At 62.0% G+C, this 23,430-nt stretch carries 20 protein-coding genes; 10 read left to right on the forward strand and 10 right to left on the reverse strand.

All coding sequences use genetic code 11. From position 1 onward, the window contains the following. Together HHL24_RS38255 and HHL24_RS38260 are read right to left on the reverse strand one after the other, a co-directional pair. The coding region (locus HHL24_RS38255; protein WP_230417750.1) for a DUF6444 domain-containing protein at positions 1–275 on the reverse strand (275 nt) is incomplete at its 3' end. A 247-nt stretch (positions 276–522) separates the two neighbouring features. Next, positions 523–1,575 (reverse strand): NAD(P)-dependent alcohol dehydrogenase, encoded by a 1,053-nt coding sequence (locus HHL24_RS38260; protein WP_169490496.1) that lies wholly within the window; start codon positions 1,573–1,575, stop codon positions 523–525. Between the two features lie 320 nt (positions 1,576–1,895). Between HHL24_RS38260 and HHL24_RS38265 the strand changes: the two genes are divergently transcribed. Beyond that, positions 1,896–2,924, forward strand: a complete 1,029-nt coding sequence (locus HHL24_RS38265) for an AraC family transcriptional regulator (protein WP_169490497.1) — start codon at positions 1,896–1,898, stop codon at positions 2,922–2,924. Positions 2,925–2,944: 20 nt separating this feature from the next. Here HHL24_RS38265 and HHL24_RS38270 read toward each other — a convergent pair whose 3' ends face one another. The 3 genes from HHL24_RS38270 to HHL24_RS38280 form a co-directional block, all read right to left on the reverse strand. Continuing rightward, positions 2,945–3,718: a molybdopterin-dependent oxidoreductase gene (locus tag HHL24_RS38270; RefSeq protein WP_169490498.1), complete on the reverse strand. Its 774-nt coding sequence runs from the start codon at positions 3,716–3,718 to the stop codon at positions 2,945–2,947. Beyond that, positions 3,715–4,347 (reverse strand): cytochrome b/b6 domain-containing protein, encoded by a 633-nt coding sequence (locus HHL24_RS38275; protein WP_169490499.1) that lies wholly within the window; start codon positions 4,345–4,347, stop codon positions 3,715–3,717. Before HHL24_RS38275 ends, HHL24_RS38270 begins: the two co-directional genes overlap by 4 nt. A gap of 83 nt (positions 4,348–4,430) precedes the next feature. Continuing rightward, positions 4,431–5,063: a hypothetical protein gene (locus HHL24_RS38280; RefSeq protein ID WP_169490500.1), complete on the reverse strand. Its 633-nt coding sequence runs from the start codon at positions 5,061–5,063 to the stop codon at positions 4,431–4,433. A gap of 184 nt (positions 5,064–5,247) precedes the next feature. Between HHL24_RS38280 and HHL24_RS38285 the strand changes: the two genes are divergently transcribed. Together HHL24_RS38285 and HHL24_RS38290 are read left to right on the forward strand one after the other, a co-directional pair. Next, on the forward strand, positions 5,248–5,919 hold the full coding sequence (locus tag HHL24_RS38285; RefSeq protein WP_169490501.1) for a heavy metal response regulator transcription factor: 672 nt from the start codon (positions 5,248–5,250) through the stop codon (positions 5,917–5,919). Beyond that, the gene (locus HHL24_RS38290; protein WP_169490502.1) at positions 5,916–7,316 is read left to right on the forward strand and encodes a heavy metal sensor histidine kinase; all 1,401 of its coding nucleotides are present in this window, start codon (positions 5,916–5,918) and stop codon (positions 7,314–7,316) included. Before HHL24_RS38285 ends, HHL24_RS38290 begins: the two co-directional genes overlap by 4 nt. 63 nt (positions 7,317–7,379) lie before the next feature. Here the strand turns inward: HHL24_RS38290 and HHL24_RS38295 are convergent, their stop codons facing one another. Then, a complete protein-coding gene (locus tag HHL24_RS38295) occupies positions 7,380–7,946 on the reverse strand; it encodes an acyl-homoserine-lactone synthase (protein ID WP_169490503.1) in 567 nt (188 codons plus the stop codon). A gap of 14 nt (positions 7,947–7,960) precedes the next feature. Continuing rightward, positions 7,961–8,683, reverse strand: coding sequence for an autoinducer binding domain-containing protein (locus HHL24_RS38300; RefSeq protein WP_169490504.1), 723 nt, complete (start codon positions 8,681–8,683; stop codon positions 7,961–7,963). 484 nt (positions 8,684–9,167) lie between these two features. On the opposite strand from HHL24_RS38300, the gene HHL24_RS38305 reads away from it, so the two are divergent. Both HHL24_RS38305 and HHL24_RS38310 read left to right on the forward strand, forming a co-directional pair. After that, on the forward strand, positions 9,168–10,415 hold the full coding sequence (locus HHL24_RS38305) for an MFS transporter (protein ID WP_169490505.1): 1,248 nt from the start codon (positions 9,168–9,170) through the stop codon (positions 10,413–10,415). 140 nt (positions 10,416–10,555) lie between these two features. Next, positions 10,556–10,879, forward strand: a complete 324-nt coding sequence (locus HHL24_RS38310) for a VOC family protein (RefSeq protein ID WP_169490506.1) — start codon at positions 10,556–10,558, stop codon at positions 10,877–10,879. A gap of 58 nt (positions 10,880–10,937) precedes the next feature. Here the strand turns inward: HHL24_RS38310 and HHL24_RS38315 are convergent, their stop codons facing one another. Beyond that, a complete protein-coding gene (locus HHL24_RS38315; protein ID WP_169490507.1) occupies positions 10,938–12,443 on the reverse strand; it encodes a sensor domain-containing diguanylate cyclase in 1,506 nt (501 codons plus the stop codon). A gap of 307 nt (positions 12,444–12,750) precedes the next feature. Between HHL24_RS38315 and HHL24_RS38320 the strand changes: the two genes are divergently transcribed. The 4 genes from HHL24_RS38320 to HHL24_RS38335 all read left to right on the forward strand — a co-directional run bounded on the left by HHL24_RS38320 (position 12,751) and on the right by HHL24_RS38335 (position 18,602). Beyond that, positions 12,751–13,683, forward strand: coding sequence for a 2-hydroxyacid dehydrogenase (locus HHL24_RS38320; RefSeq protein ID WP_169490508.1), 933 nt, complete (start codon positions 12,751–12,753; stop codon positions 13,681–13,683). 142 nt (positions 13,684–13,825) lie between these two features. Further along, positions 13,826–16,747: a molybdopterin-dependent oxidoreductase gene (locus HHL24_RS38325; RefSeq protein WP_169490509.1), complete on the forward strand. Its 2,922-nt coding sequence runs from the start codon at positions 13,826–13,828 to the stop codon at positions 16,745–16,747. 146 nt (positions 16,748–16,893) lie between these two features. Further along, positions 16,894–17,640, forward strand: coding sequence for a 4Fe-4S dicluster domain-containing protein (locus tag HHL24_RS38330; RefSeq protein ID WP_169490510.1), 747 nt, complete (start codon positions 16,894–16,896; stop codon positions 17,638–17,640). Between the two features lie 11 nt (positions 17,641–17,651). Then, complete coding sequence (locus HHL24_RS38335; RefSeq protein WP_169490511.1) at positions 17,652–18,602, forward strand: dimethyl sulfoxide reductase anchor subunit family protein; 951 nt, start codon at positions 17,652–17,654, stop codon at positions 18,600–18,602. A 176-nt stretch (positions 18,603–18,778) separates the two neighbouring features. On the opposite strand, the gene HHL24_RS38340 is transcribed toward HHL24_RS38335, so the two are convergent. Together HHL24_RS38340 and HHL24_RS38345 are read right to left on the reverse strand one after the other, a co-directional pair. Further along, positions 18,779–21,343, reverse strand: a complete 2,565-nt coding sequence (locus HHL24_RS38340; protein WP_169490512.1) for an adenosylcobalamin-dependent ribonucleoside-diphosphate reductase — start codon at positions 21,341–21,343, stop codon at positions 18,779–18,781. A gap of 366 nt (positions 21,344–21,709) precedes the next feature. Continuing rightward, positions 21,710–21,994 carry a DUF3331 domain-containing protein gene (locus HHL24_RS38345; RefSeq protein WP_169490533.1) on the reverse strand — a complete coding sequence of 95 codons (285 nt, stop codon included), beginning with the start codon at positions 21,992–21,994 and terminating at the stop codon, positions 21,710–21,712. 345 nt (positions 21,995–22,339) lie between these two features. On the opposite strand from HHL24_RS38345, the gene HHL24_RS38350 reads away from it, so the two are divergent. After that, positions 22,340–23,422, forward strand: coding sequence for an AI-2E family transporter (locus tag HHL24_RS38350; protein WP_169490513.1), 1,083 nt, complete (start codon positions 22,340–22,342; stop codon positions 23,420–23,422). Positions 23,423–23,430: the final 8 nt, after the last annotated feature.

Consider the following 23,430-nt stretch of genomic DNA (forward strand, 5'->3'; position numbering starts at 1 on the left):
GCATCGCACACCGGCGCCACCGGATGAATCTCGATGCAATCGGGTTGCACCACCCGCTTGAGCGTCTTGCCCTTATGCCCCGGCTGCGCGCCAGGCTTTGCCCCGCTCGTGCCGCGCAACGACTTCGGCTTGCGCCCGGGCCCATCGCTTGAGGGCGGCTTGCTGGAGTTACGACTGTTCTTCTCGAGTTTCGCTTCGAGCGCGTTCAGACGCTTCACGAGATCAACGATGAGCGCGTCCTTCTGTTCGTGTGTGAGGTCTTTGAAATCAGGCATCTTCGTCATGTCCTTCACTATGCATCGCCTGGTTCCAGTTTACAACTGCTGAATAGTTACGCGGCGGCAAAGAAAAGTAGGTGCCTGCCCCGCACAGGGGCGAACGCTAATAGACCACTAACAATTCAAGGAAAGGCCAACGCCGTACGCGAACAAACAAAAAGCGCCGCACAGGCAACCACCCCAATAAAAGCCCCTGCCCGCAAGGCACCAAAACCAATCAGCACCTCACAGGCAAAAAAACCAATCACTTCCGTAAGGAATCCAGATCAACCACAAACCGATACTTAACATCACTCTTAAGCATCCGTTCATAAGCCTCATTAATCCCCTGCATAGAAATCACTTCAATATCCGAAGTAATCCCATGCTCGCCGCAAAAGTCGAGCATCTCCTGCGTCTCGGCAATCCCGCCAATCAGCGAACCAGCCAGACGGCGACGCTTGAGAATCAGATTGAACACCTGCGGCGACGGATGATCGTGCTCCGGAGCACCAACCAGCGTCATCGTCCCATCGCGCTTGAGCAGATTCAAAAACGGATTCAAATCATGCTGCGCAGCAACGGTATTCAGAATGAAATCGAAGCTATTGGCATGCGCGCCCATCTCTTCAGCATTCTTCGAGATGACAACCTCATGCGCACCAAGCCGCTTGGCATCTTCAATCTTCGACGGCGACGTCGTAAACAACACCACATGCGCACCCATTGCACGGGCCAACTTCACGCCCATGTGACCCAGGCCGCCAAGACCAACAATCCCGACCTTCTTGCCAGGACCGGCGCCCCACGTGCGCAGCGGCGAATACGTCGTGATCCCCGCGCACAGCAACGGCGCCACACCCGCCGGGTCGAGATTCTCCGGCACGCGCAGCGTGAATGCCTCATCCACCACCAGTTGCGTCGAATAGCCGCCGTAGGTGATCTGACCGTCAACCCGATCCACACCGTTGTACGTACCGACAAAACCGTTTTCGCAATACTGCTCGAGACCTTCCTCGCAACTCGCACACGTACGGCACGAGTCGACCAGGCATCCCACGCCCACCAGATCGCCTGCCTTGTACTTCGTCACGTCCGGACCCACCGCAGTTACGCGGCCGACAATTTCATGGCCCGGCACCACCGGGAAAACCGTGTTCTTCCATTCGTTGCGTGCCTGATGCAAGTCGGAATGGCACACGCCGCAAAACAGGACTTCCATCTGCACGTCATGGGCGCGCAGTTCGCGGCGCTGGATTTCGAACGGGGCGAGCGGCGCGGAAGCGTCGGTCGCTGCATAGGCATAAGTCGTGCTCATGGGTAGCTCCAGCAAAGAGGGTAATGTCGCAAGGCGCCAACGATGGGCGACGCGCGTCGCCGATGCGGCCAAACCTTGTTGTGAACCGGGATCACGGCGCAGGCGGTGGCCGACGTACTCACCGAAACGGTGAATGGGCGACCGAGCCCAGCGCAGCGCGGGAAAAGATGATCCGGCAGGGCTCCCATAGTAGGAGCCGGGAGCGAACCAGGGAATACCTGAATATCTTGAAGGTTTGCCTAAAACTCCTGGCGACGAGCGTTGTAGGTAGTTTGATGTTAAATTTCAAGCACTATTCTCTTGCGCGTCACTATACCGTCATGTCAACCCATTCCGTAGAACCCACATCGGTCGATGGCGACCCCGCCGAGCGCGGCCCGGTCACTCGTGCCCCGGCCGCCGGCGGGCCCGCCGATCCATCCCAGCAGCGTCTGGTCGAATTGTTCGACACACTCGCGCCCAATCCGGGCATTACGCGCTCGAGCCTGGAAGGGGTCAATCTGATGCGGGCCAATAAGCCGATGCCGCGTATGCCCGTGATGTACGAGCCGAGCATCGTGATCGTCTGCCAGGGGCGCAAGCGCGGTTTTCTCGGCGATCAGGTGTTCCAGTACGACGCGCAGCAATATCTGGTGCTGTCGGTGCCGTTGCCGTTTGAATGTGAAACCGAGGCAAGCCCGGAAGAGCCGTTCCTCGCCATCTCGGTACGAGTCGATCTGACCATGGTGGCCGAGTTGTTGATGGCGCTGAACGAAACGCAAGGCGCCACGCAGAACGAGCCGCTCGGCATCTATTCGACGCCGCTCGATCCGGCCCTGAACAATGCCGTGCAGCGTTTGATGGACGCGTTAGCCTCGCCGCTCGACGCGCGCATTCTTGCGCCTGGCGTGGTCCGCGAAATCTGCTATCGGGTGTTGACGGGCGAGCAGGGCGACGCGATTCGCGCGGCGCTCACGCATCAGAATCATTTCGGCCGAATCGCCAAGGCGCTACGGCGAATCCATGCCGACTACCACGGGCAACTCGATGTCGACACGCTCGCCTCTGAAGCGGGCATGAGCCTCGCCGTTTTTCATGCGCAATTCAAGGCCGTGACGGCGACCTCGCCGATGCAATACGTGAAGACCACGCGGTTGCATCACGCGCGTTTGCTGATGGTGCAGGATGGTTTGAATGCCGGCGCCGCCGCGGCGCGCGTCGGGTACGAAAGCGCGTCGCAATTCAGCCGCGAGTTCAAGCGCCTGTTCGGCCTGAGCCCGGTCGATGAAGTCAAGCGCATGCGCACCGTGTACGATGCGCCGCCGCCGCGCGTGGTCAAGCCGGTCGCGCGGTATGTGACCGCGGTATAGGCGCGCGTTCGCGGGAAGCGTTATAGCCCGCTAAACCAGTTGTACCCCTGGTCTTCCCAATAGCCGCCGGGGTTCGTGTTGGTCACGAAAATCGCCGCAATGTGCTTCGGATTCTTGAAGCCCAGTTTGGTCGGTACGCGCAGCTTCAGCGGGTAGCCGTATTTGGCCGGCAGCGGCGCGTCGCGGAAATCGAGCGTCAGTTGGGTTTGCGGATGCAAGGCCGTCGCCATATCGAGGCTCGAGTAATAACGGTCCGCGCATTTGAAGCCGACATAGCGTGCGCTCAGATCGGCGCCGATGCGTTCGAGGAACGTGCGAAACGGCACGCCTCGCCATTGCCCGATCGCGCTCCATCCTTCAATGCAGATGTGCCGCGTAATCTGTGAAGCCTGCGGCAAGGCGCGCAGTTGATCGAGCGTCCACGTGCGCTTGTCCGACACCAACCCCGACACTTCCAGTTGATACGTCGAACCGTCGATATCCGGCGCGTCGAACTCCGGATAGAACGCGTTGAACGGGAACGGGTCGGTGATCTCGCGCGCCGAATAAGTGGGCGCGAGTTTGTTTCGATCGAACAGCCATCCCTGCACGCGATCGTTCCAGCGCGACATGGCCCACAACACCTTGTCGACCGAATCGCCGTCCTGCATGTTGCAGCCCGAGAGCATCGCCAGCGCGCCGATCGAGAGCGACGAGCGCAGGAACAACCGCCGTTGCAACCGTTCGATTTGCGGTTTGTGGTCGGCAAGGACAATGCGCGAGCTGCGCGAGTCCCGGCGTTTTGATTCGCTCATGCCTGAGTTCCTTCATGCGCGGAATGTTTGGCGCGGCCCGTCAGCATTGGCAGCAACGTACGCGGCACCAGCAGCACCAGCGCCAGATGCACGACGACAAAGCCGACCACACCCGCCATCGCGACAAAATGCACGCGACGCGCGAAATCGAAGCCGCCGAATAGCGTGGTAAGCCAGGAGAATTGCACCGGCTTCCAGATCGAGAGCCCCGACGCGACCAGCAGCACGCCAAGGAACAATACGAAGAGATAGAGCGCGCGCTGCACCGCGTTATATTTGCCGGTATCGTGCGGAAGCTTGAACTGCATTGCTAATGCGGCATCGTGTACGACATCGCGCGGATAGACGGGCAGTAACTTGCGACGAAAATGCCCACGTCCGATGCCATACGCCAGATACAGCAGGCCGTTCGCGCACAGCAGCCACATCGCCGCGAAATGCCATGCAATCGAGCCGCCCAGCCAGCCGCCGACGGTCGCCCATACCGGAAATCTGAACGGAAAGAAGGGCGACGCGTTATAGATCGCCCAGCCGCTCATCACCATGCAGACCATCGCAAATGCGTTGATCCAGTGCGTGATTCGTACGACAAGTGGGTGGACGATAAAGCGCGCTTGCGGTTCGGGCATGGTGAGCGGTGATGAAACAAAGAAAAATCGGCAAGCCGCGTGATTGAGGCACGCGGCTGTTCGAACGGTTGAAAAGCGCCGTATTACATCGGCGGCGTGACACCATGTTCGCCGGCCGAGATGAAATTCGCCGTCATCGAGCCATCGGCTTCCTTGTGGGCGAACAGCACGACCTTTGCGCCCGGCACCAGCAGCGAGCGGTCACCCGGTTCGAGGGCGACGATAGGCACGTCTTGCGGAATCACGATCTTCTTTTCGCCGTCCTTGTACTTGACGGTGATCGTGCGGCCGTTGCTGACCACAAGGGAGCCGACCGTGCCGTTGGTCATCGTGCTGTTCGAGCCGAGATCCCACGGGCGATGGCCTTCGCCGGAGCCGCGCATACTGGCGGGGAACACGTGCACTTCGAGCGCCTTCAGCGTGCCGTCGGGTTGGGGGATCGCGGCCGTGCCGACATAGCTGTCCGGCTTGATGTCGTTCACATTGGCGATCGCAACGCCGCGAATCGGCGTGTCCTTGGAGAGCTTCACGTCGACGTCCTTGCCATCGCGCGTGTGGACCTTGAGCACGTCGCCCGAGAGCGCGGTCACGGTGCCGCGTACGCCAGTGGGGGCGGCGGTCTGGGCTTGCGCGGCGGATACTGCGGCGAACAGCGAGGCAGCGACGAGCGCGGGGGCGACGATGGCGCGCATCGCATTAGCGGAAACAATCTTCATGAGTCTGCTCTGGGTGGGTGAAGGATAAGAGCAGGTTAGGCGCGCGAGCGGCTCCGGCGAGTGACAGACGGATGACAAAAACGTCATGAACGGCGCGCGGCGGCCACGTAGAATGGCCACCATATTCACGTCCACATCCATGACCTGCGCCCACGGCGGCGCTCAGGGTCGGAAACCAGGCACCATGAGCATCCTCGTCATCGAAGACGACCCGAAAACCGGCGACTACCTGAAGAAGGGGCTGCGCGAAAGCGGCTACGCGGTCGACCTCGCGCGCACCGGCACGGATGGGCTGCACATGGCGCTGGAACACGCGTATGACCTGGTGGTGCTGGACGTGATGCTGCCCGGCATCGACGGTTGGGAAATCATGCGTGCGTTGCGGGCGCGGCGCGATCTGCCGGTCATTTTCCTGACCGCGCGAGATCACGTCAGCGACCGCATCCGTGGCCTCGAACTCGGCGCCGACGATTACCTCGTCAAACCGTTCTCGTTCACCGAGCTGGTGTTGCGCATCCGCACGCTGCTGCGTCGTGGCGTGATCCGCGAGAGCGATGTGTTCGAGATCGCCGATCTCAAGCTGGACGTCCTGCGCCGCAAGGTAACGCGCGAAGGCGTCGAGATTCCGCTGACCAACAAGGAATTCATGCTGCTGCATCTACTGGTGCGCCGGCAAGGCGAAGCGCTATCGCGTACGCAGATCGCCTCGGAAGTGTGGGATATGAACTTCGACAGCGACACTAATGTGGTCGACGTCGCCATCAAACGGTTGCGCGCCAAGGTCGATCATCCGTTTGAAAAGAAGCTGATTCATACGGTGCGCAGCATCGGCTATACCTTTGGCGACGGTTCATGAAGCTGTGGACCAAACGTTCGTTGACGGCTCGCACCACGGTGCTGTTTGCCGCGATCGCGTGCGTGGTGATCGGCACGCTCGGCGCGTATTTCTATCACTCCGCCGAGCTGTCGTTGCAGCGCCGCGCGGACGTGGTGCTCACCGGCCGTGTCGAGCATTTCAGCCGCATCGTGCGCGATCTCTATTCGGTCAGCGAATTGAAGGACCGGCCTTTGCTGTTCGAGAGCATGCTCGGCGCGGAGGCGGACGTGCTGCTGTTTCGCCGTCCGGGCGAGGCGCCGTTCATCGACGTGAATCCTGCAAACATTGCGGTGCCGGCCCTGCAGGCCGGTGCGGAGAACCGGTTGCCGACGCTCCCGGATATCCGCCAGACGATGTTGCCGGACGGCGTGCCGGTTCATTGGGCGATCGCCACCGTCAAAGCACGCGAGGACGGCAGCGAGGTCGAAGTGATCGCCGCGCATCCGATGACTCAGGAAGTGCGGATGCTGGCGGCGTATCGCAATCGCATCGTACTGGCCACACTGACCGGCATGCTGGCCGCGACGCTGCTCGCCTACTACGTGCTGCGCCGCACGTTTCGGCCGGTGCGCGAGATCGCTACGCGGGCGGCGCAGATCAGTCCGGCGAGTTTGTCGGTGCGGCTCGACAGCGAGGCCGCGCCGGTCGAATTACGCCAGCTCACGCACGCCTTCAACGCGATGCTCGACCGTCTTGCCGATGGCTATCAGCGCCTCTCGCAGTTCTCCGCCGATCTGGCGCATGAAATTCGCACGCCAGTGGGCGCCTTGATCGGCCAGACCCAGGTGACGCTCGCCAAACCGCGCGACGCCGATGAATATCAGCAATTGCTCGAATCGAATCTCGAAGAGTTGAGCCGTTTGAGCCACATTGCGGAGAACATCCTGTTTCTCGCGCACGCGGACCATGCTGCGCTGTCCATCGACCGTGAGCCAGTCGATCTGCGCGACGAACTCGTCAGGATCGCAGACTATTTTGAAGGCCCCGCCGACGAACGGGGTATGCGTTTTGCCGTCGAGGCTCAGGGCGTGGCGTCGGTCAATCCGATGCTGTGCCGGCGGGCGATCAACAATCTCGTCGTCAATGCGGTGCGATACGGCGCAAACGATACGGTTGTGCGTTTGAGCGGTATACAGGACGAACGGGGCGCGACGGTGGTGGTGGAAAACGACGGTGCGCCGATTCCCGACGAGCAACTGGACCGCCTGTTCGATCGCTTCTACCGCGCGGATGCGGCGCGCAGCGCGTTCACCGAATCGAGCGGGCTGGGTCTCGCGATCGTCAGGGCGATCATGCATCTGCACGGCGGCACGGCGCGCGTGGTGTGTCCGGTGCCGGGTGTGGTGCGCTTCGAATTGCGCTTTCCGGGCGCTTAGCGGGTTGCCTGCGTGGCTGCGGTCGTGTCCGAGACTCACGTTATCAATCGCAATCAATCGCTATCAATCTCTTAAGGCTCTCAAGCCCGCCGCATTGATATTCAGGGAAAACGCCGCGAGGCCGTCACCGGCTGTTCGCGCCGGGCCGAGAGGCCGCAGCACGAGTCCCAGCCGCCGATAGAGCCGTTCCATGCTACATGGCGCGACGCCGATCAATTGACGGAATCCTAAGTGTTCAGCATGAAGAAAAATCTGGCGAAGCAGCCTGCGCATGCGTTGCGCGTTGAGTTCGGCGCCCGCATGGCAAGTCGTGAAACGTGACAATTCCCACGTTGAGGAATCGCTAATCAATGGTACGGAGCACAAGTCTGTGAACACTTCGCTGAGCAGATAGGGCTGGGTGGTGCGCAACAAGCGTGCATAGCCGCAAATGCTACGGTCCGCTGAATAGGCGATGACATTAACGGTGTCTCTCCGGTCGAATTCGTCCCATTCCTCCCGGAGGTCGATATTGACGGCGGGCAGGTCCCATTTCATCTGCTCGACGAATACTGCATACCGGTACCGGCCGAGTTGCCGTCTCGCAGCGGGACTCAGGTTTTCCATGGTGCTGACCACGATCTCTTCCATCACCCTCTCCGTAGCTACAGTAGTCCGTAGGCGATCGCATAGGCGGTCGCACTGGTCTTCGACGAGGCGTTGAATTTCCTCATGCAATTTTTAAGGTGGAAATTCACCGTATCGACGGAAATCTCCAGGGCGTTTGAGATACCTTTGGCGGACTTGCCGTCCGCGGTCCAACGCAGGATCTCGATTTCGCGGCGGGTCAGGCTGATGTCGGTGGTGGTGTGTTTCTGCCGTTCGCAGATCGTACTGATGCACGACATCGACAGGTGACCGAGTGCCGCGAGAAACGGCCGCAGCGCCTTGATTTCGTCGGAGCTCAATGCGAGGTCGTTTCTCGCCAGGGAAAGCACGCCGAACTGACCGCGTGTATCCCAGCAAGGCTGTGAAATGCCGATTGCCAATCCCGCTGATTTCGCTTCGTCCCAGACGTGTTTCGCGCCGGCAAAGAAATCCTCGCTCCATATCGCCGGCGTCAGATCGCCGGAGTCGAGTTTGGCGACCGGATCGATTTCGAGATATTTTTTCTCCCGATATCGCGATATCCAAAGTTCGGGATAAGAGCTTTTGATAAAAATATTCCTCGAACAGAATGGCGTACGGCTGACATAGCCGAATGCGTAATACGCAAAGCCAAGATCCTGTGAGGCGCGCGACAGCGTGGAAAATGCACTCTCAATCTGCTCGCAGCTTTGTAGTTCGAAAAACAGATTGTTCCACCATTCGGAGAGGACTCGTGGCATCGCAGGCTCCGCTATGCAGTTGTGTACAGACTTCTTTCAGTCGGGCTGGTGTTCGCGTTCGCGTGATGGGTACGTCCTGGTAGCGATCAAATCATTGTTCCGATGCGGATTGTTTGGTGGATTTCTATCGTAAATCAGATATGGAATGTATGTGGCTCGGCGAGGGCGTTTACTACCAATTTTGGGTTGTGGCGTAACGACGCAGTATTGGTATTTTCAAATTGACTACCAATCCATGGGGTTATTGCGCGGTGCCGATTGTGTGATTGTCCGGGTTATCAGATTGATTTGAGCATGAGAATAAATTCGTGATTCGGATGTATTCATTTCTTATGCATCTCTCTAAACCCGCCCATTGTGAGATTCAGATGATTGATTCCTGCCCGAACACTTTCGATCTTCCCGCTTTTGATCCGCAACGAGATTGGATCACGCTATCCGGCGAACCTGCCGCGCCGTCCTGGCGCCCTTGAGGAGAACGCTGATGGCGGGCTTCCTTCAGCGGTGGATCGTACTCAAGAGCAGGGGCTTCGGCGCACTCGCGTGCCGGGACTTCAGGCTGTTCGCATTCGGTAACAGCCTGTCGTTGATTGGTATGTGGGTGCAGCGGGTCGGTGCCGGCTGGCTTGTGTGGGAGATCAGTCACTCGAGCCTATGGCTTGGCTTGCTTGCCCTCGCCGATCTTTTCCCGACGGTGTTCCTCGCACCGATTGCCGGCCTGATGGCGGATCGTTGCGACCCGCGCCGCGTCATGCTCTATTGTCAGTGTGTCGCGATGGCGATGGCCGTTTTGCAGGCCTGTCTGATTCTCGGTGACGCCAGTTCCATGGAATGGCTGCTCGTGGTGACCCTGGTGACGGGTATCGCCGGTGCACTGTGTCAGCCCACGCGCCTCTCGTGGACGTCGACGCTGGTGCCGCAACAGCAGCTTGGCTCGGCCGTTGCGCTCACCTCACTGTGCTTCAGTCTGGCTCGCTTTGCGGGGCCGGCTGTGGCGGGCGCGCTATTGCTGAAGCTCGATCCTTCGGCATTGTTCTTCCTCAGTGCGCTGGGCTATGCCGTCTTCATTGCCGCCATTGTTCGCATTCCGGCGAGCCCGCGTTTGCTTGCCGATATGCCGCCCTCGCATTGGCGACGCGATGCCACGGACGGATTTCGCTACCTCGCGTCAGACGCCCCGTTGCGGGCAACTTTCCTGATTCTGATTGCGTGCGCCGTCTGCCTTCGCGGTATCCCTGACATGGCGCCGGCCATTGCAGACGCTATGGTGCAGCGGGGCGCACAGGGTTTCGCGTCGCTCGTCGCCGCTGCGGGGGCCGGTGCGCTTGCAGGGGGCATCTGGTTCAGCGGCCGCGACGCGACGGGGCCGCTAGCGAGATTGATCGAACGGCATGTGTTGGCCGCTTCGCTGTGCGGGCTCGGATTGGCGTTCACGCAGTATTTCCCGGCGGCGCTGGTCCTGTTTTTTGCGCTGGGTTTCTCCGTGGTCGTGACCGGCATTGGCGCACAGACGCTGATTCACCAATCGGTTCCGCAGGCAATGCGCGGACGTGTGCTTGCGTTATACGGCGTGATCTATCGTGGCGGACCGGCGCTCAGCGCGTTGTGGCTCGGCGCGTGTGCACCGCTTTGGGGGCTGCGCGTGGCGCTGGGCGCGGGCGCCCTGGTATGCATGGCGGCGTACTGCGCCACGAAGCTTCGCGCTCGTTACCAGGATCTGCCGGCGCGATGAGAGGCGCCCGCTGTCTGGCAGGCTGCTGGCCGTCACGAGGCAAACCGGTAATACCGATACCGGGATGATCGGGCAACTGGTTGCGGCCGCGCGCGACGGATACGATGAAACACCTCATCCTGACCGCCGGAAAAACCGCTATGAAACGCTTCCACATTGCTTTGGCCGTTGCCAGCCTCGAGGCCTCCATCGACGATTACAGCGCCCGTCTCGGCCAGCCGCCCACGGCCGTCGTGCCGGGCCGTTACGCGATGTGGCGCACCGATCTGCTGAATTTTTCGATCAACGAGATGCCGGATAAGAGCGGACAGCTTCGGCACGTCGGCTTCGAGGACGATTCAGTAGAAGGATATTCGAGCAGCAAGGACGTGAACGGCATCGAATGGGAGCTGTTTTCGGTGGACGAGCAGGATCGGCGGATCGTCAGCACGTACGGCGAGGCGCTGCGGACCGACAAGCGCTGAGACGCCTGTCCGCCCGGCTGCACGGCGCCAGATCGCCAACCCGCGAGATGCCCCGGCGTCAGTCGCCGGGCGCGCCCGCAACCGGACGGTTCGCGTAGTGCGTGCGCTTTTCCTCATACATCAGCAGATCGGCGCGTTGCACGCCGGCTTCGAGCCGGTCGCCGCGCTGGCACGTCGCCGCTCCCATCGAAAAACTCAGCAGCGAACCCGGATAAAACTGGTTGTTCAGATCGACCAGTTGGCGGATCGCATCGACCATCGCGGCGCCGCCGCGCTCATCGGTGTCCGGCAACAGGATCGCGAACTCGTCTCCGCCGATGCGTGCCGCGTGAAAAGGCGCATCTGTCGCCTTGGCAAGGACTTCGCCGGCGCGCCGTAACAATGCGTCACCGGCCGCGTGGCCGAGCTGGTCGTTCACGCGTTTGAGACCGTTCAGATCGGCCATGATGATCGTCACGGGCCACGGACCCTTGCGCTCCAGCCGGTTCAGTTCGTCCACGTAGAACGAGCGGTTGCGCAGCTTGGTCAGCACGTCATGCTTGCCGAGGAACTCCAGGTACGCTTCGGCCTTCTTGCGCGCGGTGATGTCGGTGAGGGCCACCAGCACCAGGTCCCAATTGCTTTCATGGCCCGGCAGTACGGAAAACTGCAGGTGCACGTGCACCTCGTTGCCGTCGAGCGAATAGTTGAGCACTTCGCGCTGCTGAAACAGCTTGCCATCCCACAGATCGATCAGCTGCTCGCGGAAATGCGGCCGCATGTCGTCGCGGAAAACGTCCGGCAGGCGCGCCAGCAACGTTTTTTTGTCTTTCGCCACGAACATGTCGAGGGTGTGCTGGTTCACGTCGAGCACGTGAATTTCCTGCATGCAGCGCTCGACAAACTCGGGATGCACGTCGGTGAACACCCGAAAATCGCGGATGCCGGCCGAGCGCGCGTCGTCGAGCAGACGCTTGACCGCGCTGAAATCTTCCACCCACAACGATACCGGCGAATGTTCGAACAGGCCGCGCACATACTGTTCGGCAAGCGTCACGCGATGCCGCGCGCCTTCGAGTTCGGTAATGTCTTCGACCGATACGAGCACGCGATCCCAGCGATCTTCGTGGCCGGGTAGCACGGCGCCCTTGAGCAGCACGTCCAGGCGCCGGCCGCCGAGCGTGTAGTTGACCGTCTGGCTCGTGAACTGCGCCTGGCCCGCCCACAATTGGCATAGCTCTTCAAGGTGGGTCTTGAGCATGTCGTCGCGGAACACCGAGGCGAGATTGCTGGTGAGCGCTTCGAAATCGGCGGCCTCGAATTGCGTCAGCGTTTTCTGGTTGACCTTGATGACGCGGATGCTGTGTGCGCATTCGGCGACAAGGGCCGGATATTCGGCGAAATGGGCGCGCAGGTCGGTTACGCCTTGTGCCCGCCATGTGTCGAATAGTGTGCGCACGCCGCTGAAGTCTTCTAGCCAGAGCGAGACCGGCGCGAGTTCGAACATTTCGGAATCGTCCCCCAAGGGAACTGCCTTCGGGGCGTCATTGGCGGGCGCTGAGCCGCGCGGGAGGATGTCCAGCATGAGATTCCCGTGGTCGGAGTTCCGGCTATTTTAAAGCGGCTTGGGTTCGGCTCAAAAGAAAGACGCATAACGCATATTGCTCGCGCCGGTCCATTCACAAAGATTACGGCGTGGTTCGGATGGACTTTAGGCTGCGCGGCAGCGGGTTCGCAACAGGGCCTATTGCTCGCGCCTGCTTTCGACCGCTTGTGATCGCTGGTGACCGCTGGTGACCGCTTGTGACCACTTCCCAGCGGGGCGGCGGGAGGCTTGTTACACTCGCTCGTCGTGTCTCCCGTCCGTCACCGCCTTAAGAAAAAGCACCGACATGAAGCCATCCCTGCTGGTTCTGATTCCCTTGAAAGACGCAAGCCGCGCCAGTGTCGAGGCCGCTTTCGACGTCGTCTATGCACCCGACGCCACCCAGCGAGCCGCCGCGATCGCAGCACATGGCCAGACGATCCGCGCCGTGCTGACCAACGGCACGACCGGGCTGACGGCTGCTGAAATCGACCAGATGCCGCAGCTCGAGTTTGTCAGCGCGCTCGGCGCCGGCTATGAAAACCTCGCCATCGACCACGCTCGCTCGCGTGGCATCGTGCTCGTCAACGGCGCGGGCACCAACGATCATTGCGTGGCCGATCACGCGTTCGCTCTACTGCTTGCGGTGGTGCGCGACGTGCCGCAACTCGATCAGGCCACCCGCAAGGGCGCTTGGCGCGACACGTTGCCGATGCGCCCGAACGTGTCCGGCAAGCGGCTCGGCATCGTCGGGCTTGGCCATATCGGCGAGAAGATCGCGCGGCGTGGCAGCGGCTTCGATATGGAAATCGGTTATCACAACCGCAAACCACGTGAGGGCTCGTCGCTGCGCTATTTCGACAGCGTGCAGGGCCTCGCACAGTGGTGCGATTTTCTGGTGGTGGCGACGCCCGGCGGCGCCGGTACGCGTCATCTGATCGACAAAGCGGTACTGGACGCACTCGGGTCGGACGGTTTCGTGGTCAACGTCTCTCGCGGCAGTGTGGTGGATACCGCTGCTCTAGCGAATGCGCTTACCACTGGCGCGATCGCCGGCGCGGGCCTCGACGTCTACGAGGGCGAGCCGCATCCGCCCGAAGCCTTGCTGACGCTGCGCAACGTGGTCCTGACACCGCATGTGGGCGGCCGCTCGCCGGAGGCGATCACGGCATCGGTCGACAATTTCCTGGCCAACGCGACGCGGCATTTCGCTGGTGAGGCGGTGCTCACGCCGATCTGACATCTGAAGCCAAACTGAAACTATCAGCCCAGCGGATAGTTTCTCTCAAAAATCGTGATTTCCCTTGTAGGCCCGCGGCGAATAGGATGGTCGGTATTGAACCAACCGCTTCGACACAGCCGGAGCAGCGACGGAGATCCGCATGGAACACCACGCCCGCACGCAGGACGAACGGCTCGAGATCAAGACGACGACCTGCTACATGTGCGCCTGCCGCTGCGGCATTCGCGTGCATCTGCGTGAAGGCGAGGTGCGCTACATCGACGGCAACCCCGAGCATCCGCTGAACCAGGGGGTGATCTGCGCCAAGGGTGCCTCGGGCATCATGAAGCAGTACTCGCCCGCGCGCCTGACCCAGCCATTGATGCGTAAGGCGGGCGCGGAGCGGGGCAGTGCGCAGTTCGAGCCGGTGTCGTGGGAGGTCGCGTTCGACGTGCTCGAAAAGCGCCTTGCGGCGATTCGCGCCACGGATCCAAAGAAATTCGCCCTGTTCACGGGCCGCGACCAGATGCAGGCGCTCACCGGCCTCTTCGCCAAACAGTTCGGCACGCCCAATTACGCGGCGCATGGCGGCTTCTGTTCGGCCAACATGGCGGCCGGCATGATCTATACGATCGGCGGCTCGTTCTGGGAATTCGGCGGCCCCGATCTCGACAGCGCCAAACTCTTTTTCATGATCGGCACGGCGGAAGATCATCATTCGAATCCGCTCAAGATCGCTATTTCGAAGTTCAAGCGCGCGGGGGGACGCTTCATCGCGATCAATCCGATTCGCACCGGCTACGCCGCGATTGCCGACGAATGGGTGCCCATCAAACCCGGCACCGATGGCGCGCTGTTCATGGCGTTTCTGCACGAACTGATCGCCGCTGACGCCTGGGATCACGAATTCGTGCAGCGCTATACGAACGCGGCCGAGCTCGTCGATCTCGATGAAGCCAGCGAAAACTTCGGCCTGTTCGTGCGCGACCCGGATAGACCGGTCGGCAATCCGCTGTTTCCGCAGAATCATCTCTGGTGGGACGCCGCCGCCGCGCGCGCTGTGCCGCATCATGCACCGGGCGTGACGCCCGCGCTGGACGGCCGCTACACGCTTGCAGACGGCACGCCGGTCACGCCGTCATTCGCGTTGCTACGCGAACGCGTGGCCGACTGCACGCCCGAGTGGGCCGCAGGCATTACCGGCATCGCAGCGGACACGATTCGCCGCCTCGCGGGTGAAATGATCCAGACCAGCCGCGACCACCGGATCACGCTGCCAATCCAATGGACCGACGCTTGGGGCGTGACGCACGAGACCGTCACCGGCAACCCGATCGCTTTTCACGCGATGCGTGGGTTGGCCGCGCATTCCAACGGCTTCCAGTCGATCCGCGCGCTTGCGGTGCTGATGTCGCTGCTCGGCACCATCGACCGCCCTGGCGGCTTTCGTCATAAGTCGCCGTTTCCCCGCGCGGTGCCGCCGTCGGCGAAACCGCCGAACAGCCCTGACGCCGTCAAGCCGAACACACCGCTCGCAACCGGGCCGCTCGGCTGGCCCGCCGCGCCCGAAGATCTGTTCATCGACGAACACGGCGGCCCGGTTCGCATCGACAAGGCCTTCTCCTGGGAATATCCGCTCGCGGTGCACGGCTTGATGCATAGCGTGATCACCAACGCATGGCGCGGCGATCCGTATCCCATCGATACCTTGCTGATTTTCATGGCCAACATGGCCTGGAATTCGTCGATGAATACGGTGAAGGTGCGCGAGATGCTCGCCGACAAGCATGCGAACGGCGAGTACAAGATTCCGTTTCTCGTGGTGTGCGATGCGTTCCAGTCGGAGATGACGGCGTTCGCCGATCTGATCCTGCCGGACACGACCTATCTCGAGCGGCACGACGCGATGTCGATGCTCGACCGGCCGATTTCCGAATTCGACGGTCCGGTGGATTCCGTGCGCGTGCCGGTGGTGCCCCCGACCGGCGAGTGCAAGCCGTTCCAGGAAGTGCTGATCGAACTCGCTTCGCGCCTCAAGTTTCCTGCCTTCACGACAGCCGAAGGCACGCGCCGCTTTCGCGACTATCCCGACTTCATCGTCAATCACACGACGGCGCCGGGTTCCGGCGTCGGCTTTCTGATCGGCTGGCGCGGCAAGGACGGCGACAAGGCGCTGGTGGGCGAGCCGAATCCGCGGCAGTGGGAACAGTATGCAAAGAACAACTGCGTGTTCCATTACCGCTTGCCGGAGACGCTCCAATACATGCGCAACTGCAATGGGCCGTATCTCGACTGGGCGGTGGAAAAAGGCTTCCGTAAATTCAACGAGCCGATCCTGATCCAGCTGTACTCCGACGTCATGCAGAAGTTCAGGCTCGCCGCGCAAGGCCGCACGAGTGGGAGGCAACCGCCGGAGCACTTGCGGGCACGGGTCGAAAAGTATTTCGATCCGCTGCCGTTCTGGTATGCGCCGCTCGAAAGCGATTCCACCGACCTCGCGCGTTTTCCGCTCGCCGCCGTGACGCAACGGCCGATGGCCATGTATCACTCGTGGGATTCGCAGAACGCCTGGCTGCGGCAGATTCATGGCGAGAACTATCTCTACATGAATCCGCTGATGGCGGCCGAAAACGGTATTGCCGACGGCAGCTGGATTTATGCCGAATCGCAATGGGGCCGCGTGCGCTGCATGGCACGCTTTAGCGAGACCGTTGAGCCGGGCACGGTATGGACGTGGAATGCGATTGGCAAGGCCTCGGGCGCGTGGAATCTCGGCGCCGGCGCGAACGAATCGCAGCGCGGCTTCCTGCTCAATCACCTCATCACCGACGAGTTGCCCGGCCGCGACGAAGCGGCCGCGCGCCTCTCGAACTCGGACCCGGTGACCGGCCAGGCCGCGTGGTACGACGTGCGCGTGCGCATCTATCCGGCGGAAGCGGACGCGCGTCATACGCTGCCGCAGTTCGACGCGATGCCCGCGTTGCCGGGCTCGAACGGGGTGATCTCGCGGATCGTGCAGACCTATTTCGCAGGACGCGGAGAGTTCGCGGCGCGGCTGCGCGGCGCGGTTGGACGTAAATAGCACACGGTTGGCAAGTGACCAGTGAGCAGGCAGCAGCGCGCGAGCGAAGCACACGTAGCGCGCACGTAGCGGGCGAGTAGCGAACATGCAGCGCATGAGCGGCAGATAAGTGGCGCGCAAGTTACGCATGGGAAAAGGAGCGATTGATGACTCAGATGGCATTGGTGATCGACCTGAACGTATGCGTGGGGTGCCAGGCTTGCGTGACGAGTTGCAAGGAGTGGAACACGTCGGGTGAATCGGGCAGTCTCGCCGACCTGAATCCCTACGACGCGGACCCGTCCGGCACATTCTTCAACCGCGTGCAGAGCTTCGAAGCCGGTAGCTACCCGAACGCCGAGACGATCCATTTCCCGAAGTCGTGCCTGCACTGTGAGGACCCACCGTGCGTGCCGGTGTGTCCGACCGGCGCCAGCTACAAGCGCAAGGAAGACGGCCTCGTGCTGGTCGATTTCGACAAATGCATCGGCTGCAAATACTGCGCATGGGCGTGTCCTTACGGCGCGCGCGAACTCGACGAAGCGCGCAAGGAGATGACCAAGTGCACGTTATGCGTCGATCGCATTCACGATGAAAACCTCTCAGAACGCGACCGCCAACCGGCATGCGTGCTCGCATGCCCGACCTCCGCGCGACTGTTCGGCGACATCCACGATCCGGAGTCGGTGGTATCGAAGGCAATCGAGGAGCGCGGCGGTTATCAGTTGATGCCTGAGTGGAACACCAAACCGGCGAACCACTATTTGCCGCGCATCACGACGTCCGCCTCGGGGTGTGGCAGCGGCGCCTGCTCGTGCAAAGACACGGGGACGGCCCTGGATGCGCCCGCATCGCTCGATGCGCGGCTCGAGCGCGGCGAACTGCATCTTGCGTCGATGGCGACGCGTATCTAAAGGACCCAGCGATGAATCCGGCTTTTTCGGTAGTTTTTCTCACGACGTTGAGCGGCGCGGCGCAGGGCCTGCTGATCGCGCTCGTCGGCGTGGAGACGGCCGCGCATCGGGGCTTTCTCGTTGCGCCCGCGGATGCGTTCTATGTCACCGGTGCGGGCTTGTCAGTCGTATTGGGCGGCCTCGGGCTGATCGCCTCATTCTTCCATCTTGGGCATCCGGAGCGCGCGTGGCGCGCGGTCGCGATGTGGCGTACGTCGTGGTTGTCGCGTGAATGTTTGTGCCTGCCGGCGTTTCTCGCCTGCGCGTTTTTCTATGGTGTCGCGCACGGGTTCGGCTCGCCGTGGTCACTCGCGATAGGTTGGCTCGGCGTACTGGCGAGCGCCGCACTGTTTGTCTGTTCGGCGATGATCTACGCATGCCTGCGTTTTTTACAGGAGTGGGCCACGCCGCTCACGCTGGTCAACTTCGTGTTGCTCGGTTGCGCGTCCGGCTTCACGCTGGCGACGGCGATGACCGCGTGGTTCGCGCCGGGGCTGACAGCGGGTCTGGCAGTCTGTGCCTGCGTGCTGACGCTCGCCGGCTGCGCGAGCCGCTCGGCATCGCTCGTGCGTAACGCGCGATTGCGGCCGAAGTCCACCGTGCAGAGCGCGACGGGCATCAAAAACCCGAAGCTCGTACAGGTCTCACGCGGCTTTACCGCCGGCGCGTTCAATCTGCGCGAGTTCTTTCACGGCAAATCGGCGGGGACGCTGCGCGGAGTCAAATGGGCTTTTCTCGTGGCCGCGTTTGCCGTGCCTGTCGTGCTGATGGCAGTAGGCGCAGGCCTGCACTCGATCGGCGTTTCGCTCGGCTTGCTGGCCGCCGCCTGTCTGGTGCAGTACGCCGGCCTCGTGGCAGAACGCTGGTTCTTCTTCGCCGAAGCCAAGCATCCGCAGAATCTGTATTACGCCCGAGTCGGCTGATGAGACGGCAGCTGCACGGGTTCGCGAGGCCGTGCGATCGTGCCGCGCACGATCAACTTGATTGGCAGGCGTTGGTGCGGCGGCACGTTGCCGCCCGCGAGCCAACTTGATGTAGAGCCGGGCGAGCATAGGCGCTCGCCCGTGCGCGGCAGCATAGGGCTGCTCTCAGTTGCCACTCACCCGCACGCGCCGACCTCACCACACGCCGTACAGAAGTCGCACCCGTCCTTGCGGATCACCGCGTTCGCACCGCAAGAGCCGCATTTGCGCCCGAGCATGGTGTGCAGCCCTTGCACACCGCCGGGCTGCGTCAGGGTCGACTCGTCGTCCGCGTCGCCAGGATGCGGCCGGATGCCGAAATCCGCCGGCAAGGCCGTCTCCGCTCTCATCTGCCCGCGCGGCAAACGCGCCAGCATGCGCGACGGCACCTGGTTGCCTTCGGCGTCGAGAAAGCCGCGCCGATGCAGAATCTGCTGGATCGCAAAGGCGAGCGCCGCCACTTCGGAATCATGCCAGCGCGGCGTGCGGTGACCGTCGAGACGTTGCACCTCGCCGAGCCGCACCTGCCCGCGATCCCACGAGACCTTGCGCATATCCTGCAAGTTGCGCGCGACAAAGCCGCCGCGTGCCGCGAGCGACAGCGAACGCATTGTCGCCGTGATCCATTGCTGCGATTCGTCGCGCTGACCGGTCGGAATGAAGAACTCGATGGGGCGCTCGATGCTGACGTCTTCGCCGCCGAGCCGCCCCGTCACTTCGATGAACGACACCGCCACGTAAAGCGACTTCTTGCCAGCTTGCGTCAGGTACTCGACCTTTTCGATGATCGCCGGCAACTCGCCCTTGGGCCGATGATCGATCGCGATCCGCAGCGGATCCTGATCGGTCTCGGCCAGCGTGTCGTCCGCTTGCGGCGGGCTCACGCTCAGCACCGCGCCGAGCGTTTCATTTGGGCGATACGTGGCGAGACCCTTGAGACCGTTTTTCCAAGCGTCGAAGTAAAGGCTTTCGAACGCTTCGAACGGATAGTCCGCCGGCACGTTCACCGTCTTCGAGATCGACGTGTCCACGTACGGCTGTACGGCGGCCATCATGTCGAGGTGCTCGCGCGCCGACATTTCGAGTGCGCTGACGAAGTAGTCCGGCAGCTTGTTCACATCGCCGCCGAGCTCGCGATAAAGGCGATACGCGTAGTCTTCGACATCGAACGATTCGCGACCGCCGTCGGCCATCACCTTCATGCGCGTGTAGGTCCACGAGAAGGCCGGCTCGATGCCGTTCGAGGCGTTGTCGGCGAACGCGAGGCTGACGGTGCCCGTCGGCGCGATCGACAGTAAATGACTGTTGCGGATGCCGTCCTGGCGTATCGCATCCTTGATGTCGTCGGGCAGACGCGAGGCGAACGTACCCGCTTCCAGATAGCGCCCGGCGTCGAACAACTCAAACGCGCCGCGCTCGCGCGCCAGTTCCACCGACGCCCGATAGGCTTCGTCACGCATCAGCCGGGCAATGCGCACCGCGAAGTCGCGGCCTTCCTGCGAGTTGTAGCGCAGGCCGAGCATCACCAGCGTATCGCCGAGGCCGGTGAAGCCGACGCCGATGCGCCGCTTGGCGCGCGACTCGTCATATTGCTGCTGCAGCGGCCATAGTGTGACGTCGAGCACGTCGTCGAGAAAACGCACCTGGGTGCGGGTGCGTTTGGCGAGACCGTCCCAGTCGAACGAAGGCTTGCGGCCTTTCATTTGCGCGAACGGATCGAGCACGAAACGCGTGAGGTTCAACGGTCCGAGGTTGCAGCAGCCATAGGCCGGCAGCGGTTGTTCGCCGCACGGATTGGTGGCGCGGATGGTTTCGACGGCGCGTAGATTGTTGTCCTCGTTCATGCGCGAAATAAACACGATGCCGGGCTCGGCGACATCGTAGGTGGAGCGCATGATGCGGTCCCAGATCTCGCGTGCGGGCCTTTCGCTGTAGACCCACAGGCCGTCTTCGCGTTGCCGCACATCACCGGCCGCGCGCAACGCCGGCGACGGCTCGGCGCCATGTACGAGCTGCCAGGGCTGATCTTCTTCGACTGCACGCATGAATTCGTCGGTGACGCCCACCGACACGTTGAAGTTGTTCCAGCGGCCTTTCGAATGTTTCGCCTCGATGAACTCGATCAGATCGGGGTGATTGCAGTCGAGCACGGCCATTTGCGCGCCGCGTCGCGAGCCGGCGCTTTCTACGGTGCGGCAGGAGGCGTCGAACACGTCCATATAACTGCACGGCCCGGACGCCGACGAACTGGTGGTATGAACGCGGGCCCCCTTGGGCCGGATCGCCGAGAAGTTGTAGCCGACGCCACCGCCGCGGCGCATCGTTTCTGCCGCTTGCAGCAGCGCCACATAGATGCCGGGCAGGCCGTGTTCGTCGACCCCTTGAATCGCGTCGCCGACCGGCTGCACGAAGCAATTGATGAGCGTGGCGGCGATGCCCGTGCCTGCCGCGCTCATGATGCGCCCGGCGCCGAGCGCGCCGTGCCGCAGATTGTCGACAAAGAGCGCTTCCGCCGACTCGCGCAGCGCCTCCGGCTCCGCCTGAGCAACGCCGCGGGCGACGCGTTTGAACACGTCGTCGGCCGATTGCTCGTCGCCTTTCGCGTATTTCTCGAGCAGAACGTCCAGAGAGAATTGTTGCGGTGCAACTAATTGGCGGGGGGGAATCGCGGCGGCGCGGGTTTCCGGGGTGTCTTCTGCCATGGTGTCGCCTCTCGTTTGCCGCCAGACGGGCTGCGGCGCGTTCGAATGGGATGGAGGACATTCATTCAACAGTGCGCGTCTGGCAGGTGTGGTGACCTGGCGCAACGAGGATCACCTTAGCGCACGTGGCGAAGGGCCGCAATCAGGCTTTTGGGGCTCGGTGGCAGATTGACTGTCCACCCGCCGCAGTAGCCTTTTGTGGTGGCCTTTAGCAGGCAGAAAGTTGACGAACGGCGCCGAGCGTGTATGAGTGCCGCCGGGAAAGGAGGAGGCCCGAGAGAGAGTCAGTGCAAATAAATCACGAGGGGGCCAACGACGGCAAGTGTCCTAAGCGCACGCCAGCAAAGTGCCGTCGAGGCGAAAACCTTAGGCCTCAGCAAGCTCGCAAAAAACCTCGGCACAGATCATCGCAGAAGCATTCGAGGGCGCCGGCCGTTCAGCCGGTTTAAACACCGCATCGCCGCGGCGAATCTTGCGCCGCGTTACCGCGCACGTTCCCGATGTATGCGCCGAGCGTCGCCGCCAGCGCTGCTCGCCATAATGACAGCGCCCCGGTTCGACCCAGCGAATCACCAGCGTGGTGTCGGAGCGCTCGAGAATTTCGATGCGTACGCCATTGGTACCGTCAAGGGGGATGGACTCTAAGGTCATCATCGTCGGCTCCGTATTGTGGTGTGCCGAATGTAGTCCCGTGCGCGCCGGATAGCCATTGTGCCGCGGTTGAAACACTGTTCTCTAAACAGCAACAATGAAACTTGACATCCACGCTTAGCCGAAAGGACGGGGCTTTGCGGGCTTTATGCGCTGTGAATTTACGATAGCGTGGATTTTTGCAACGGAGTGTTGTACGGAGTGCGACGAGAATGTCGCCTGTAAAGGGCGCCGGTGCTTCCTTTAAGATGTGGTTATTGATGAGCGACCGTGCCGCGCAAGTGTAGCGGGTTTGCATTTTCCCGGACGGCTCGCGCGCATATCCACAAGACCCTAAGAGCTTTCATGATTTCACGCCCTCCCGTAGCGCCGCCCGAATCGCCGTCACCGCCTGATCGCCTGAAAAAGCAGAAGACGGCATTACTCGTTCTCTACATCGCACTCATGTTGCTGGCGTTGTGGGTCGTGCGCGATTTCATCGCGGTGGTGGCCTGGGCCAGCGTCATTGCGATCGCGCTCTGGCCGCTTTTGAAAAAGGTGGAAGGCAGCCGCTGGTTCACCGGCCGCACGACGCTGATCGCCGTGGTGCTGACGCTCGCGATCGCGCTGCTGGTAGTGCTGCCGGTCGGTATCGGCATTGCCCAGGCGCTGCGCGAAGCGCATGACATGGCGGACTGGTTCAAGGCTGCGGAGGAAAACGGTATTCCGCTGCCGGGCATCATCGAGCGGCTGCCGTTCGGCGTGCAACAGATTTCAGCCTGGTGGCAGACCAATCTCGCTCAGCCGCTGCGCGACTCGGCGGCAATGAAGGGGCTGCACAGCACCACGGTGATGACGCTCGGCCGCCACTTCGGCGCGCGTGCGGCGCACGACGTGATGGTGTTTGCCTTCATGCTGGTCACGCTGTTCGTGATCTTTCAGGCGGGGCCGCGTCTGTCCGGCTCGCTGATGAAAGGTGTGCGGCGTGGCTTCGGTGACGACGGCGCGCAGTTGCTCGAGCGCATGGCTGCGGCCGTGCGCGGCACGGTGTCGGGGCTGGTGGTGGTCGGGCTCGGGGAGGGCGTGTTGATGGGTGTCGCCTATTGCGTGACCGGCTTGCCGCACGTTGCGTTGCTCGCGTTCGTTACGGCGATCGCCGCGATGCTGCCGTTCTGCGCACCGGTCACGTTCGGCCTCGCGGCCTTGTGGCTGTTCTCGCAAGGCTCGGTTGCCGGGGCCATTGGGCTGGCGGTGTTCGGTTCAGTCGTGGTGTTCGTCGCTGAACATTTCGTACGGCCGGTGCTGATCGGCAATTCGACGCGATTGCCTTTCCTGCTGGTGCTATTCGGCATTCTCGGCGGGGCGGAGACGTTCGGTTTGCTCGGCCTCTTCATCGGGCCCGCGCTTATGACCGTGCTCGTGGTGCTGTGGAGCGACCTCGTGCAATAGTTGCACGG

Origin of the sequence: Paraburkholderia polaris, assembly GCF_012927345.1 — a bacterium.
In the GTDB taxonomy this organism is placed as follows: domain Bacteria; phylum Pseudomonadota; class Gammaproteobacteria; order Burkholderiales; family Burkholderiaceae; genus Paraburkholderia; species Paraburkholderia polaris.

Coding starts and splice junctions, on each gene's coding strand:
- HHL24_RS38260 (WP_169490496.1), bottom strand. CDS start 1,575: ATGAGCACGACTTATGCCTATGCAGCGACCGACGCTTCCGCGCCGCTC.
- HHL24_RS38265 (WP_169490497.1), top strand. CDS start 1,896: ATGTCAACCCATTCCGTAGAACCCACATCGGTCGATGGCGACCCCGCC.
- HHL24_RS38270 (WP_169490498.1), bottom strand. CDS start 3,718: ATGAGCGAATCAAAACGCCGGGACTCGCGCAGCTCGCGCATTGTCCTT.
- HHL24_RS38275 (WP_169490499.1), bottom strand. CDS start 4,347: ATGCCCGAACCGCAAGCGCGCTTTATCGTCCACCCACTTGTCGTACGA.
- HHL24_RS38280 (WP_169490500.1), bottom strand. CDS start 5,063: ATGAAGATTGTTTCCGCTAATGCGATGCGCGCCATCGTCGCCCCCGCG.
- HHL24_RS38285 (WP_169490501.1), top strand. CDS start 5,248: ATGAGCATCCTCGTCATCGAAGACGACCCGAAAACCGGCGACTACCTG.
- HHL24_RS38290 (WP_169490502.1), top strand. CDS start 5,916: ATGAAGCTGTGGACCAAACGTTCGTTGACGGCTCGCACCACGGTGCTG.
- HHL24_RS38295 (WP_169490503.1), bottom strand. CDS start 7,946: ATGGAAGAGATCGTGGTCAGCACCATGGAAAACCTGAGTCCCGCTGCG.
- HHL24_RS38300 (WP_169490504.1), bottom strand. CDS start 8,683: ATGCCACGAGTCCTCTCCGAATGGTGGAACAATCTGTTTTTCGAACTA.
- HHL24_RS38305 (WP_169490505.1), top strand. CDS start 9,168: ATGGCGGGCTTCCTTCAGCGGTGGATCGTACTCAAGAGCAGGGGCTTC.
- HHL24_RS38310 (WP_169490506.1), top strand. CDS start 10,556: ATGAAACGCTTCCACATTGCTTTGGCCGTTGCCAGCCTCGAGGCCTCC.
- HHL24_RS38315 (WP_169490507.1), bottom strand. CDS start 12,443: ATGCTGGACATCCTCCCGCGCGGCTCAGCGCCCGCCAATGACGCCCCG.
- HHL24_RS38320 (WP_169490508.1), top strand. CDS start 12,751: ATGAAGCCATCCCTGCTGGTTCTGATTCCCTTGAAAGACGCAAGCCGC.
- HHL24_RS38325 (WP_169490509.1), top strand. CDS start 13,826: ATGGAACACCACGCCCGCACGCAGGACGAACGGCTCGAGATCAAGACG.
- HHL24_RS38330 (WP_169490510.1), top strand. CDS start 16,894: ATGACTCAGATGGCATTGGTGATCGACCTGAACGTATGCGTGGGGTGC.
- HHL24_RS38335 (WP_169490511.1), top strand. CDS start 17,652: ATGAATCCGGCTTTTTCGGTAGTTTTTCTCACGACGTTGAGCGGCGCG.
- HHL24_RS38340 (WP_169490512.1), bottom strand. CDS start 21,343: ATGGCAGAAGACACCCCGGAAACCCGCGCCGCCGCGATTCCCCCCCGC.
- HHL24_RS38345 (WP_169490533.1), bottom strand. CDS start 21,994: ATGACCTTAGAGTCCATCCCCCTTGACGGTACCAATGGCGTACGCATC.
- HHL24_RS38350 (WP_169490513.1), top strand. CDS start 22,340: ATGATTTCACGCCCTCCCGTAGCGCCGCCCGAATCGCCGTCACCGCCT.